The sequence below is a fragment of the Paraburkholderia jirisanensis genome (genome assembly GCF_054782355.1).
This window is the reverse complement of record NZ_BAAGSQ010000026.1, coordinates 147,648-161,815: the sequence shown is the minus strand read 5'-3', so window position 1 is coordinate 161,815 and position 14,168 is coordinate 147,648. Positions and strand designations below refer to the sequence as shown.

At 63.3% G+C, this 14,168-nt stretch carries 9 protein-coding genes; 6 read left to right on the top strand and 3 right to left on the bottom strand.

Going from position 1 to position 14,168, the window contains the following annotated elements; translation table 11 throughout:
* Window positions 1-76: 76 nt before the first annotated feature.
* On the bottom strand, window positions 77-1,021 hold the full coding sequence (locus tag ACYVNQ_RS17120; RefSeq protein WP_460903741.1) for a LysR family transcriptional regulator: 945 nt from the start codon (window positions 1,019-1,021) through the stop codon (window positions 77-79).
* A gap of 318 nt (window positions 1,022-1,339) precedes the next feature.
* On the opposite strand from ACYVNQ_RS17120, the gene ACYVNQ_RS17115 reads away from it, so the two are divergent.
* The 6 genes from ACYVNQ_RS17115 to ACYVNQ_RS17090 all read left to right on the top strand — a co-directional run bounded on the left by ACYVNQ_RS17115 (window position 1,340) and on the right by ACYVNQ_RS17090 (window position 9,624).
* Complete coding sequence (locus tag ACYVNQ_RS17115) at window positions 1,340-3,385, top strand: hydantoinase/oxoprolinase family protein (RefSeq protein ID WP_460903740.1); 2,046 nt, start codon at window positions 1,340-1,342, stop codon at window positions 3,383-3,385.
* Between the two features lie 3 nt (window positions 3,386-3,388).
* Window positions 3,389-5,146, top strand: coding sequence for a hydantoinase B/oxoprolinase family protein (locus tag ACYVNQ_RS17110; RefSeq protein ID WP_460903739.1), 1,758 nt, complete (start codon window positions 3,389-3,391; stop codon window positions 5,144-5,146).
* Window positions 5,143-6,315 carry a CaiB/BaiF CoA transferase family protein gene (locus ACYVNQ_RS17105; protein WP_460903738.1) on the top strand — a complete coding sequence of 391 codons (1,173 nt, stop codon included), beginning with the start codon at window positions 5,143-5,145 and terminating at the stop codon, window positions 6,313-6,315. The genes ACYVNQ_RS17110 and ACYVNQ_RS17105 overlap by 4 nt, the downstream gene beginning before the upstream one ends.
* Window positions 6,312-7,127 carry an enoyl-CoA hydratase-related protein gene (locus tag ACYVNQ_RS17100; protein WP_460903737.1) on the top strand — a complete coding sequence of 272 codons (816 nt, stop codon included), beginning with the start codon at window positions 6,312-6,314 and terminating at the stop codon, window positions 7,125-7,127. The genes ACYVNQ_RS17105 and ACYVNQ_RS17100 overlap by 4 nt, the downstream gene beginning before the upstream one ends.
* A 101-nt stretch (window positions 7,128-7,228) precedes the next feature.
* Window positions 7,229-8,602 (top strand): MFS transporter, encoded by a 1,374-nt coding sequence (locus tag ACYVNQ_RS17095; RefSeq protein WP_460903736.1) that lies wholly within the window; start codon window positions 7,229-7,231, stop codon window positions 8,600-8,602.
* 68 nt (window positions 8,603-8,670) lie between these two features.
* Entirely contained in the window at window positions 8,671-9,624 is a 954-nt protein-coding gene (locus tag ACYVNQ_RS17090) for a hydroxymethylglutaryl-CoA lyase (RefSeq protein WP_460903735.1), read from the top strand.
* Window positions 9,625-9,639: 15 nt separating this feature from the next.
* On the opposite strand, the gene ACYVNQ_RS17085 is transcribed toward ACYVNQ_RS17090, so the two are convergent.
* Together ACYVNQ_RS17085 and ACYVNQ_RS17080 are read right to left on the bottom strand one after the other, a co-directional pair.
* Window positions 9,640-11,487: a GMC family oxidoreductase gene (locus ACYVNQ_RS17085; protein ID WP_460903734.1), complete on the bottom strand. Its 1,848-nt coding sequence runs from the start codon at window positions 11,485-11,487 to the stop codon at window positions 9,640-9,642.
* An 8-nt stretch (window positions 11,488-11,495) separates the two neighbouring features.
* Entirely contained in the window at window positions 11,496-13,991 is a 2,496-nt protein-coding gene (locus ACYVNQ_RS17080) for a hypothetical protein (protein WP_460903733.1), read from the bottom strand.
* Between the last annotated feature and the right edge of the window lie 177 nt (window positions 13,992-14,168).

The following is a 14,168-nucleotide window of genomic DNA, read 5'->3' as shown; positions in this document are numbered from 1 at the left end:
GAGCCAAATAAATCTGTATAAAATCGCGTATGGCCGAACCATTCCATATATGGTCCTTGATTCGGTAAAAAGGCGTTCAATCGGCGCTTTCCCGTTCCCTGCGTTGCTTGCACAAATCGATAAACTGCTGCACCGGTTGGGTCAGTGTCGCGCCGCGCCGCGTGGCGATGCCATACGGCGGCCCGCGACGCTCGATCGCAATCGGCAGCACGGCAACCAGTTCGTGCTCCGCAAAGTACTGCGCCACCTTTAGCGGCATCAGCGCGATCGTGCCGGCCCCCGAGCGCAGCAGCGAAAGCGTCGCGAAGGTCGACGAGGTTTCGATCGCATAGCGCGGAAACGGCAATTGCGCGTCGTCGAAGAGTTGTTCGAGCAACGAGCGCATCGGCAGCGTTGCTTGCGGCACGATCCACGGGTTGCCGGCGAGTTCGGCGAGTTCGACACTGCGCGCCCGCGCGAGCGCATCCGCACCGTCCACCACGAGGCAGACCTGTTCCACTTCGAGTGGTACGAATTCGTAAGCTTCGGGGTGCACGCTGACATTCGGTCGCCCGATCACCAGGTCTAGCAGCCGCTGGTCGAGCATCGACAGCAGCCGCGCGCTGTTGTCCTCCCATACTTCTACCGAGATATCCGGCTGCACCTCGCGCAGCGCCTTCAGGATCGGCGTGAGCCATACCGGCACCGAGCCCATCACCGCGCCGATCGCCAGCGTGCCGCCGCCGCCGCGCATGATGGCCGCGAGTTCGTCGCGCAGTGCCGCAATCTCTGAGCGCAGCGCGCGCGCATGCCGGATCACGCAGCGCCCCAGTTCGTTCGCGACGATGCCGCGCGGCGAGCGCGCAAATAGCTCGGCGCCGAATAGCGCTTCGATTTCGCGCAGCGATTTGGTCATCGCCGGCTGCGATAGCGATACCTGTTGTGCTGCCTTGCGCAGCGAACCGTGGTCGTCGAGCGCGATCAGCAACGCCACGTGGCTGCCGCGCAGTCTCCTCAAGATCGCATCGATACTGGTTATCACCGATATAACTCCAAGGTCTCACCTGATCGGAAGGTTTCATTATCTGTGCGCGCCGGCCGGCTCCTACACTCGTGCTGTCGGTGGTGCTCGCCATCGACCTGATCTGACTGACCGAGCTGACCGGCCGGCCGGCCGCGCCGCGCTGCGTGAGCGAACGCCCGGCCGATCATAGCTGGAAGCGGCACGGCGCGAATACCGCGCTGCACAAGCGGCGCGACAAGCCGCCATACATTCCGATCGTTGAGCCGCACGCTTGCGTCGGCAACGCAGGCGCTCAAGCCTTCTCGCAGCCGCGCCTGCCCATGGAGAGAGGCAACTTTGAAAAGAATCGGCATCGACGTCGGCGGCACTTTCACCGACGTTGTCATGGTGGATGACGAAACAGGGCGCATCTGGTCGACCAAGGTGCCGACGACACCGAAAGACCGCGTGCTTGGCACGATCGACGGCTTTCGCAAGATTCTCGAACTATCGGGTACTGCAAGCGGGGACGTGTCGTTCCTCGGGCACGGTACGACGATGGCCACCAATATGGTGGTTGAAGGCACCGGCGCGAAGACGGCGCTCGTCACCACGCGCGGCTTTCGCGACATTCTGGAATTGCGGCGCGTGTCGCGTCACGACCGCGCCGATCTTTACGATTTGCTGTTCGACAACCCGCGTGCGCTGGTCGAGCGCCGTTGGCGGCTCGAAGTGACTGAGCGTCTGCGTCATGACGGGCAAATCATCACGGCGTTGGACCACGCGGAGCTCGAACAGATCGCCGAACGGATTCGCGAGTCGGATATCGAGGCGGTCGCGGTGTGCCTGCTGCATGCGCACGTGAATCCGCAGCACGAGCGCGAGGCGCTCGACGTGCTGCGCCGGTTGCTGCCGGACCGCTTCGTTTGTGCATCGCATCAGGTCAACCCCGAAGCGATGGAATACGAGCGCGCCAGCTCGACGGTGATCAACGCGATGCTGGGGCCCGTGTGCGGCCGGTATATTGGCCGCCTCGTCGATGCGCTCGCAGGGCTCGGCTTTGCCGGCAAATTTCTGTTCATGCAATCGAATGGTGGCTTGGCCAGCGCCCCGATGGTGGCGGACCGGCCGATCGTGTTGCTTGAATCCGGCCCGGCCGGCGGCGTCAGCGCGGCGATCCGCAATTGCGAAAAGAGCGAGCTGCGCAACGCGATTCTCGGCGACATGGGCGGCACCACCTTCGACGTATCGCTGATTCGCGAATTCCGTCCTGAGCTGCGCAACAAGAGCTTGTTGCATACGTATACGGTGCGCTCGCCGAGCATCGATATCGATTCGGTCGGCGCGGGCGGCGGCTCGATCGTGTGGATCGATGCGGGCGGCGGTGTGCGTATCGGGCCGGAAAGCGCGGGCGCCGATCCGGGCCCTGCATGCTACGGGCGCGGCGGCACGCGGCCTACCGTCACCGATTGCAACCTCGTGCTTGGCTATATCGACCCGGACCACTTCCTCGGCGGTGAATTCAAGCTTGATGCAAAGGCCGCGTGGCGCGTGGTTGAAGAGGCGGTTGCGAAGCCGCTCGGCATCGGTGTGCCGGAAGCGGCGCAGGTGGTGCGTTCGGTTGCCAATGCGCTGATGGCGCAGGCGATCCGCATCATGACGGTCGAGCGCGGCTATGACCCGCGCGAGTTTTCGTACATCTGCTACGGCGGCGCGGGCCCGGTGCACGCAGTCGATCTGGCGCAGGAGATGGGCATTCGGCGCGTCGTGATTCCGCCGCTGCCGGGCCTGTTCAGCGCGTTTGGCATGACGGTGGCCGACCAGCAGTACGACTATCAGAGCCCGCTCGAAAGCGATCTCGCGAAACTCGACGACGCGACGCTGAACGGTGCGCTCGATGCGCTGCTCGCGCAAGGCACCGACGAGTTGCGTCGTCACGGCGTCGACCCGCAAAGCGTAAAAGTAGTGCGGCTCGCCGATTGCCGCTATGCCGGCCAGCCGGACGTGATGACGGTGCCGGTGCCGGACGGTGCGCACGGGCTGTGCGCGGCGCTTGCGCAGAGCTTCGAGGCCGCGCATCTGCGGCAATGGAATTTCATCAGCAAGGACAAGCCGATCGTGGTCGCCAATGTGCGGCTGCAACTGGTTACGTCGACCGGCTGGCGCGGCGGCGTCGCGCAGCCCGAGAGCCGCGCGGCGCTGAAACCGACGCGCACCCGCGACGTCTACTTCGACGGCGGCGTGCGCACGCTGCCGGTATTCACCCGCGCCGAGATTCCGGTGGGCGCAGCGATCGAAGGGCCGGCGGTGATCGAAGAGCACAGCAGTTGCGCGGTGCTGAAGGACACGCACGTCGCGCGCGTCGATCCGGATCTCAACCTCGTCATCGAACTGGCAGCCTGACCTATGGATATCGTCACTTACGAAATCATCCGCAGCAGCCTGTTTGCGGTCGCGCGCGAAATGAAGATCGCGATGATGCGCACCGCCGGCAGCCCGTTGATGCACGCCAGCGGCGACTCGTCCGCGGCGATCTTCGATGCGGACATGCAACTGGTTGCGCAAGGCAACGACATTCCGACCATGCTTGGATCCGCGGTGATGTCCACGCGCGTATCGGTCGAAGCAGTGGGCCGCGACAATTTGCGGCCCGGCGATGTGATCGTCAGCAACGATGCGTATGTCGGCGGCGGCAATCACCAGCCGGACGTGCAGTTCACGCGGCCGGTTTTCGCGGACGGCAAGATTGTCGCGTTCGTGATGACGCGCGGGCACTGGACCGATATCGGCGGGCAATCGCCGGGCAGTTATACGGTTACCACGTGGGATGTGTTTGCCGAGGGCATCCGCATTCCGCCGGTGCTGCTGTATCGCAACGACGAGCCGGTGCGCGACATGCTCGAACTGTTGACGCGCAACAGCCGCAACGCGCATGAACTGCTGCTCGATATTCAGGCGCAGTATGCGGGCACCTTTGTCGGCGATCGACGCATCGCGGAACTGGTGGCGCGTTACGGCGCGGATGCGCTGCGCGACGTGATGAGCCAGAGCCTCGACCATTCGGAAAAGCTGATTCGCGCGGAGATCGCGCGGATTCCCGATGGCGTGTACGAAGCGGAGGAGTATCTCGATCCGATCGAAGCGCCGGGCTGGAAACAGGAGCGGCCGTTGTTGAAGGTCAAGATCACCAAGACCGGCGATCACCTTACGTTCGATTACACCGGCACAGGTGCGCAGGTGCGCGGCGGCGTGAACTGCCCGCTGTCGGTGACCTGTAATAGCACGTGGTTTACCGTGAAGGCATTGACTGACCCGGCGATTCCGATCAACCAGGGCTGCTACCGGCCAGTGACGATCATCGCGCCGGCAGGCAGCGTGCTGAATTGCCGCTATCCAGCCTCGGTGGTGTCGGGCAATACCGAAACCTCGCCGCGCGTAATCGATCTGCTGTTGAAGGCGCTGGCGCCCGCGGTGCCCGAGCGCATCACGGGGCAAAGCAATTGCGCTTCGTGCGCCGGCATTTTCAGCGGCCGCGATACGGATGCCGTGCGCGTGCAGCAGACCGGCCAGGAGTTCGTCACGATGCACGACGTGCATGCGGGCGGCATGGGCGCGCGCGCCGACAAGGATGGCGTGAGCGGTATCCGCGTGTATGTCGGCAATGCGGGCAGCCAGTCGGTCGAGATGATCGAGCGCACTTCGCCGCTGGTGGTCGAGGAATGGTCGCTGGTTACCGATAGCGGCGGTGCGGGTCGGCGTCGCGGTGGGTTGACGTCGCGGCGCGTGTATCGCATCGAATACGACGAAGCGACCTTCACGGTCTCCGGCGAACGCGGCCGTACTGCGCCGGAAGGGCATTTCGGCGGCTTGCCGGGTACGCGCTTCCTGTGCACCGTGCAGCGCGAGGACGGCAGCGAGCAGAAGGTGCCGGCCAAGGGTGGCCAGACCGTCGTCTATCGCGGCGACCGTATTACCGTGCAGCCGGCCGGCAGCGGTGGCTACGGCGATCCGGCGTTGCGTGAACGCGAGCGCGTGGCAGCCGATCTCGCCGACGATTACATCAGCGAAGCGGCCGCGCGGCGCGACTACGGCTACGCTCACGGCGAACGCACGGAGTTGCATGAAGTGGAGGTTTCGCTGGCAGCCGCGGTGAGCGCCGAATGAGCGAGGCCGCTAACCCGAACCAACGCCCATTGCCGCTCGACGGCGTCTGCGTGGTCGAGATCGGTCACAGTCTCGCCGCGCCGTATGCGGGGATGATTCTCGGCTCACTGGGCGCGCAGGTGATCAAGATCGAAAGCGCCGACGGTGGCGACTACGCGCGCGATTGGGGCCCACCGTTTATCGACGGTGCGGCTGCGCTGTTTCATGCGGTCAATCACGGCAAGTCGAGCATTGCGTTGTCGCTGTCCAATCCCGACGAAGCGCAGGCGTTGCGCGACCTGATCCAGCGTCGCGCGGATGTCGTGCTGCAAAACCTGAAGGCGGGCGGCATCGACAAATACGGCCTCGGCGCGCAGCAGATGCTCGCGCTGAAGCCTTCGCTCGTTTACTGCAACCTCGGCGCGTTCGGCACCAGCGGGCCGTGGCGCGACAAGCCCGGCTACGATCCGCTCGCGCAGGCACTGGCGGGGCTGATGAGTTTTCTCGGCGGGCCGGGTGAGCCGTTGAGCCGCATTCCCGTTTCCGTGAACGACATGGGCACCGGGCTATGGGCCGCGATCGGCGTGCTGGCTGCGTTGTTTCGCCGTCAGGCAACGGGCGCGGGCGAGATCGTCGGCGTATCGCTGTACGAGACCGCGGTCAGCTGGGCCGGCATCCAGATCGCCGACTATCTGGCGTCGGGCGTGCTGCCCGGCCGCTGGGGCTCCGGCACGGCGGCAATCGTGCCGCATCAGGCGTTCGACTGCGCAGATGGCACCATCATGGTGGCGGCCGGCAACGACCGGTTGTTCCGGCGCCTGTGCGACGTGCTCGGCATCGCCGCGCTGGCCGATGATTCGCGCTTCGTGACGAATGGCGCACGCGTCGACAACCGCGTCGCGTTGATCGATGCGCTGCAGCAGGCCTTTGGCCGGCAAGGCAGCGCGCATTGGCTCGCCGCGCTCGACGCCGCGGGCATTCCGTGCGGCCCGATCCAGACCATCGACCAGGTGGTCGCGCACGAGCAGACCAAAGCACTCGACATCCTGCGCACCACCGACGACGGCGCCGCGACCTTCGTCGGCCTGCCGGTCTCGTTCGGCGGCGTGCGGCCCGCGCATGCCGGCTGCACGCCGAAGCTCGGCGAACATAACCATCTGCTGGCCAAGACGCCATTGGAGACACCTTGAAGATTGCCTCGCATCTCGGTTCGGAACTGCTCACCACGCTGCGGCTCGAAGAAATCGACCAGCAGATTCTGGTCGTCACGCTGAACCGGCCGGAAGTGTCGAATGCGATCAGCACGACCATGGGCCAGGAGCTGATACGCGTATTTGGCGTGCTCGAAGCGGATCCTGCGGCGTACCGCTGCGTGATTCTGACGGGCGCCGGCGAGCGCGCGTTCTGTGGCGGCGCGGACCTGAAGCAGCGCGAAGGGATGAGCGACGAGCAGTTCGGCGTGCAGCATTACTTGTTCGAGCGGATGAATCGTGCGTTGACGTATTGCCCGCTGCCGTTGATCTGCGCGGCAAATGGTTCGGCGGTGGCCGGCGGCCTCGAATTGCTGCTTGCCTGCGATTTTGCTTACGCGTCGAATCGAGCGGTATTCGGCTTTACCGAAGTGAAGCGCGGCATCATGCCGGGCGGCGGCGGCACACAGCAGTTGCCGCGCACGATTGGGTCGCGCCGTGCGAAGGAGCTGATTTTCCGCGGTGCGAACTTTACCGCCGAAGAAGCGCTCGCTTGGGGCGTCGTGAATAAACTGTGTGCGCCGGGTCGCGTGCTGGTCGAAGCGATCGAAGCTGCACGCGACATATGCAGCAGCGCGCCGCTGTCGGTCGCACAGGCCAAGAAGGCCATCGACCTCGGCATGCAGGGCGATCTGCGCACAGGGCTTTATCTGGAGATCGAGGCGTATAACCGGCTGATTCCGACTTCGGACCGGCTGGAAGGCATTAGCGCTTATAACGAAAAGCGGCAGCCCGTATTCAAGGGCAAATAGCCGCCTGCAGCACGTAGCGAGCAGCACGCAACACAATGAGCGGCCGGCTCGGACCGGCCGACGAGAGACGAGACACGACCGGTAAACCGGAGGAGACATCGATGACCCCGAGCACTGGCAGCTTCGACGTGCCGCAGGCGGAGAGGACATACGGCAAGATCACGCGCCGGCTGATTCCGTTTCTGTTTCTGTGCTACGTGTTCGCTTTTCTGGATCGCATCAATATCGGCATCGCGCAGCTCGATATGAAGCATGACGTCGGCTTTAGCGATCTGACCTATAGCGTTGGCGCGGGTATTTTCTTTCTCGGCTATGTGTTGATGGAGGTGCCGAGTAACCTGCTGCTCGCGCGTATTGGTGTGAAGCGGACTTTCTCGCGGATCATGATTCTGTGGGGCATTATCGCGGCGGGCACGGCGTTCGTTACGATGCCGGCGCATCTGTACACGGTGCGGTTTCTGCTGGGCCTTGCTGAAGCGGGGCTTTATCCGGGCGTGATTTTTTATCTGACGCGCTGGTATCCGGTCGAGCGGCGCGCGAAGGTGATCGCGATCTTTACCTGTGCGACCGGCATTGCAGGGTTGTTCGGCGGCCCGCTGTCGGGCGCGCTGATGACGTATTGCAACGGTCTTTACGGTTTACACGGCTGGCAGTGGATGTTCATCGTGCAAGGCTTGCCGGCTAGTGTGCTTGGCGTGATCGCGTTCTTCTATCTCGACGACACGCCGCAGAAGGCAGCGTGGCTGAGCGACGCTGACAAAGAAATCGTGCTGCGCGATCTGCGCCGTAGTTCAGGCGTGAGTGCGACGCATGCGGAACATACGTTTGGCCGTGCGGCGACCGATTTCCGTGTGTATGTGATGGGCTTTGTGTGGTTCACGCAGATCGCCGGTGTGTTTGCGATTGGGTTCTGGTTGCCGAGTTTGATCAAGGGTTCCGGCGTGGCCAGTTCGCTGGCGGTGGGCTGTTATTCGGCGATTCCGTATTTCGTCAGCTGGGTGGCGCTGGTGATGCTCAATCGGCACTCGGACCGCACGATGGAGCGACGCTGGCATTGCGCGATTGCGATGCTGTGTGGGGCGGCGGGGCTGGTCGCGGCGGGCTTTACCGGCGGCAATCTGCCGCTTTCAATAATTGCGCTGTCGGTGGCGACCGCGGGCATTCTCGCGCCGAATCCGCTGATCTGGGCGATTTCAACCGACTACGTGCGCGGCAGCGGCGTGGCGGGTGGCGTGGCCATTATCAATTGCGTTGGGCTGCTTGGTGGTTTTGTGAGCCCGATCATTATCGGTTCGGTCAAGACCTGGACTAACAGCATGGCGGGCGGCCTTGGTGCGATTGCGGTGCTGATGGTGCTCGGTGCGATTGCGGCGATCGTCCTTGCGCCGGCTACTTCGACGGTTGTGGCCTCGGGTGACGTGCAAGGCGCGGGCGATGGCGGCGGCAGGACGGTGGCGGCGGACGCAGCGCTTTAGCTAGCGGGTAGCGAGTTGCCGCGCGTATCGAAGCGAAGGCGCGTGGCGCAAACGAAAGGACTCTTCAGATGGCAACGAGCAATGCCGTGCAAATTCGCGAAGTCGGGCTGCGCGATGGGCTGCAGATGGTGCAGACGATTCTGACCAGTGCGCAGAAGCTTGAATGGTGCAGGCGTATGGTCGATGCGGGTGTGATGGATATCGAGGTGACGTCGTTCGTTCCGCCTAAGGTAGTACCGCAATTTGCTGATGCGGCCGAAGTGGCGCAGGGCGCGTTGGCAATAGCAGGACTGCATGCGGCGGCGCTGGTGCCGAATCTGAAGGGTGCGCAGCGCGCGTTCGATGTGGGGCTGCGCAAGGTGCATTACGTGCTGTCGGCGAGCAACGAGCACAACTTGAAGAATGTGCGGCGTAGTACTGCTGAGTCGGTTGAGGATTTTGTCCGGATCGTCGCGGCGCGTGACGAGAGCGAACAGCCGGGTGTGCGCAGTGTTGCGCTTGGCGCCGGCATTGCAACTGCATTCGGCTGCACGATTGCGGGCAGGGTGGACGAGGGGATCGTGCTAGATCTCGTAGAAACGCTGCTGCAGGCGGGTGCGGATGAGATCACGATTGCCGATACGGTTGGCTATGCGAACCCCGGCCAGGTGCGCGCGCTGATGCGCGAAGTGTGCGCGCTGGCGGGGGATGTGCCGGTGGCGTGCCACTTTCACGATACGCGTGGGCTCGGGCTGGCCAATGTGGTCGCAGCGCTCGATGCCGGTGTGCGGAGTTTCGATGCTTCGCTGGGCGGCTTGGGCGGTTGTCCGTTTGCACCGAACGCTACCGGCAACATCAATACCGAGGACACGGTGTTTCTGCTCGAAGCGGAAGGGCTGCATACGGGCGTCGATATCGGCAAGCTGTTGGCCATGCGCGAACAACTGGCGTCGTGGCTGCCGGGTGAACCGTTTACCGGCGCAATTGCGCGTGCAGGGTTGCCTAAGACTTTTGCGCTGCAGGCACAGGCGATTGCAGCGTGACGCGTGACGTAACGTTCACCGCCGGGCACCTTCAAGGATGACATCCGCCGCTTTCTCGCCGATCATATAGACCGCACTCGCGATGTAAAAGCCTGGAATCCGCGGAAATGCCGACGCATCGACAACCCGCAGATTGCGCGTGCCGTGCACGACAAACGCGCTGTTCAACACGCCGCCGGTGTCCCGCTCGCCAATCGCGCAGGTACACGACGCGTGATGTCCCCACGCGTTGTCGCGCACGAACGTTGCCACTTCTTCGTCGCTTTGCACGTGTGGCCCCGGCAATTCCTCACCGGCGATCAAACCTTGCTCGATTAGCAGCGCCGCCAGCTTCCGCGCGAATCGAATGCCGTCGACTACCGCCCGCAGATCGTCGCCGGCCGTGTCGCTGCCTTCCTCAAAGTAGCGGAAATTGATCAGCGGCGTATCGCGCGGGTTCGCGGAGCGCAGCGTCACCGAACCCGCACGGTTTTGCGTATGCGCCTTCAGCACGACCCATGTCAACGCCGCATGATCGTTCATGACGAGTTTCGAATAGCCGGGAAAGTAACCGGAAAAGCGCGTGAAGAACGCACTGCAGAACAGATCGGGAACCTCGCGAGCCGCCACCGAGCGGCGCACGACCGCCGTGGCAACGCCGTTCGACGTATAGACGCCTGCCCGACGCTGGGTCCATTCAACCCCGTGCGGATCGTCGATCTTGAACGTTGCGCCTTCGAGAACCTTCCACGGGCGCGCCATTTTATTCACCACGCCGACCTCGTACCGGTCTTGCAGATTGCGCCCGACGCCCGGCAGATCCACCTTGACCTCGATGCCATGGGCGCGCAGTGCGTCCGCGGGCCCGATACCCGACAGCATCAGCAGTTGCGGCGTATTGAACGCACCGCCGCATAGAATCACTTCGCGGCGCGCGCGCACTTCCGCGCGCGTGCCGCCGGCCGGATTCGGCACCGGATGCGCCGCGTAAAGCTTTGAGCCCTTCAGATATTCGACACCTACCGCCGTGCCGTGCTCATCGAGTATGACGCGCGTCGCGAGCGCATCCAGCTCGATATGCAAGTTGCCCGGATAACGCCGCGCGACGTCGAGCAAGCGTTCACGTGCGCCGCTGCGCACGTGCCCCGAGGTGGTGAGCGGGGCATAGCCGACGCCATCGAATTCGGCGCCGCCGCGCCGCTTGCCGTTCGGGTCGCCGCGCCACCGCAAGCGTCTTCTGAGCGCCCGCCAGTGTCGCGACGTGCCGCGCGTCGACACCTCCAGCGAAAGCAGCACGACCCGCAGCACTGCATCGTCGCTCAGTGCATCGAGCGGGATCGCGAGCTCGGTCGGCAACCAGCCGCGCCAGCCATGCGCGGTCGGATCGATGCCGAGGTGCGCCGCGATTTTGCCGAGGGGCTGGTACGTGCAACGCTCGAGACGCTTTGCGTAGCGGCGCATATTCGTCGCCCGCCATGACGGATCGCCGGTCAATTGCGCGATGCCATCCCAATCCGCGTCATGCGGATAGACAAAGATCATCGCGTTATGGGCCGTGCAGCCACCGAGCGCTGCCGTACGCGGATAGAGCACCCCTTGTGAGGTGCATTTCGGATCGCGCCGCTGCTGACGTTCGTCCGTGTAGTGGCGGACGAAAAAGTCCCAGCTCAGCGCCGGATTTTCCGTCGCGAACGGATGAAAGGCCGGCACGTCGTAGTCGTCGGGCATGCGGGCGGCGCCGCTGCTGCGCGCATCGCTACCCGCCTCGAGCAGGAACACGCGCATACCTTGTTCGGCAAGGCGCGCGGCCAGGGTTCCGCCGCCTGCCCCCGAGCCGACGACGACATAGTCCCAGTGGGAATCGGGTTCGATTTGAGCCACCATCGTCAGCGTCAGAACATCTTGAGAAAATCGATCAGCGCACGCTTGTCGCTATCGCTCAGTACGGGCTCCTGGCCGAATGCCTGCTCGTCGGCGGTGAGGCCGGCCTGCTGGTTGAATTGCGCGGTGCCGAAGTAGTGGCCGCGATTGACGACGAAGTCCGGGCACTTGCTGAGATCGAGCAGCGGCTTGGCGACATTCGCATAGGTCTTGCGCAACTGGTCGTCAGATGCATTGGCAGGCAGCGATTTCAGATCGCTGCCGAGTTCCAGCAACGTATGCGCGACCTTGACCGTATGCACCGCGTTGTCGATCGTACTGTCGGTCTCGCCGAGTGGCTGCAGATTCGCAAGCAGATCCACCGGCGTGCCCTGCGGAATCGCACCGACTGTCAGATCGCCGTTGTCCGCCACCAGCCAGCGTGCAAACGGACGCAGCATCGGTTCCAGCGTCTGGACCGGGCCGGGCAGGAACCCGGAGGGGATTCTGATCTGGCTGCGTTCGGTGGTGCGATCGATCGTGCCGGGCACCTTGGTGCCGAGCAGCGCGTCGTGATCGCGTTTTTCAGGCCACAGCATCTGCTCGATCGACGCGTTGAAGGCCGTTACGCGCGCCGCTACCGAAGGATCCGGATTGAATGGCCCGACCGTATTGTTCAACAGGTACGGCGCGGTCGACCACAAGCCGATCAGCGAAGGCACCCGCGTGTAGCCGCGGCCGCCGCCCGGCATCGCATACGTCAGCGGATTGCCATTGAACGGATCGTAGTAGGTCACCTTGCCTACCGACGGCAAGGTCTTGTACGACTCCGACGAGAAGTTGTCCCAGATGTTGTCGCGTATCGCGTTGGTCGCAAGCGGGCTGCAGATGTTGGTGCGCAACAGCGTCACCGGCACGCGCGCATCGTTGGACAGATAGTTGTTGTCGAGAAAATCCGGCGCGTTGACGATCTTGCGCATTTCCGTCTTGAACGTATCGGTCTGCGTGTAGTGCCAGTAACGCTTGAAGCAGTCGAGATACTGCGGCCCCGTGCAGTTCTGCAGATCGAGATTGGCCGGCAAGGTGGGCAGCTTGCTCGAATGGCAGCGCGCGCAGGTATCGGCGAATATGTCCTTGCCGTGTGCGAGCTGTTGCGCGCCGTCGGGCGTCGACACATCGGCCAGATAGTCCGTGCCGTGCGGCGCTTCGCCGAGGTGGTCCGGCGGCGTCGATTTGATGAAGAAGCTCGCCATGTCCGGCGTGCCTTGCTGGGTTGCTTGCCAGTAAGCCGAGTTGCGGTTCAGCGTGGAGATTTCCATCGGCGTGACCTGCTTGCCGCCGACGATCGGGTTGAAATGCAGCAGCCACTCTTCGCTAAAGAGACCAATGTTCAGGTACACGCGATTCAACGCGCCGAGCGAATCCGATCCGTCCTTTAGCACATGCGGCGTAAAGACGGTATCCGGCGGCGTGAAGAACTCTGTCAGCGGGCCGGTTTTGACGAAGTCGTTTAGCTGCTTGTTGTTCAACCCGCCACCCGCGAGTCGCTCTTTGCCGAATGTCTTTGCGTTGTCGAGGCGCGTTGCGAAGTCGTACAGCGCGTTCATGGTGCGGGCATTGTTGATGTTGTCCGTCGATACCAGCGACGTATCGAGGGTTCCCGGCCGCCACGAATGCACGACCTGATAGAGGAAGTTCGCACGTCCCTCCGGATGAGCCGCATTGTTGACGAACACCCGGTCGACCCACAGATACTGCGCACCGACCGTCGAACTCAAGTCCTCCCAATGCGGATGCTCCGCGTCTTGCGGCGGATGCACCGGGGTCGGCCCCACATGGCAGAACGCGCAGGACATGCCGACGCGATACGGCCGCACGAGATCGGCACGATTGTAGTAAGACGGGTCCGTGTAATAGCGCTTTGGGTCCCATGCCTTGGCCGCTTTTTCGTCGAACTCCGGATTCGGAAACAGCCGCAAACCGAGCACCCCGGTTGCGTAGCCGAAGTACGAACCCACCGGCAAAGTCTCGCCATTCGAAAATGTCGTGCCGCGTGCACCGATCTTTACGCCGGGGTATTTCTGTTCGTTCTCGAACGGGTCGGGCGCGCAGCCCTGCTGACGATGGTCGAGCCATAGGCCGAAGCGTTGCGGATCAGGGCCGGTGGCCTTTTCGAAGCATGGCTCGTTGACCACGCCGAGAAAGTTCCAGCGGTTGTCGCGTGAATAGCCCTGGTTTGGATAGGAGCTTAGTGTCTTGAGCAGGTCGAATGAGCCGAAGGTGTTCTTCGTCATCAGATCCCAGAAGCGGTCGTTGCCTCCGGTCCAGATGAGCCACATGTTGCGGCCTTTGATCTCGTCGGGTGTTAAGGCTACGCCACGGTCCATCGCATGGAAGTAGTCTTCGGACGCTTGCGGAAACGAATCGGCGGTGCGGCCTGCTTGCTGCGCTTCGTCGAGTACTTCGCCTGGCTTCGCTTTTGAACAGCCGCCTAAGGCGATCGCTGTAGCGATCAGACTGGTTAGCATGAGTCCAGCTACGATTGATCGGCTCAAACGCTTCAAAGGGGCTCTCCAGTCTGGTATCGCGGGGGCGACTTGACTGATCTTCGCGACGCATCGCTGAATGGTCAGTAAATGACTTAGGATAGCCCCGGCACGCCAGCGGTTTGCGATGGGCGCGAAGGCGGCGACAGTTGGACGTAT

Excerpts from the sequence above, each read along its gene's own strand:
- ACYVNQ_RS17110 (WP_460903739.1), top strand. The coding sequence starts at position 3,389 with ATGGATATCGTCACTTACGAAATCATCCGCAGCAGCCTGTTTGCGGTC.
- ACYVNQ_RS17105 (WP_460903738.1), top strand. The coding sequence starts at position 5,143 with ATGAGCGAGGCCGCTAACCCGAACCAACGCCCATTGCCGCTCGACGGC.
- ACYVNQ_RS17095 (WP_460903736.1), top strand. The coding sequence starts at position 7,229 with ATGACCCCGAGCACTGGCAGCTTCGACGTGCCGCAGGCGGAGAGGACA.
- ACYVNQ_RS17090 (WP_460903735.1), top strand. The coding sequence starts at position 8,671 with ATGGCAACGAGCAATGCCGTGCAAATTCGCGAAGTCGGGCTGCGCGAT.
- ACYVNQ_RS17085 (WP_460903734.1), bottom strand. The coding sequence starts at position 11,487 with ATGGTGGCTCAAATCGAACCCGATTCCCACTGGGACTATGTCGTCGTC.
- ACYVNQ_RS17080 (WP_460903733.1), bottom strand. The coding sequence starts at position 13,991 with ATGCTAACCAGTCTGATCGCTACAGCGATCGCCTTAGGCGGCTGTTCA.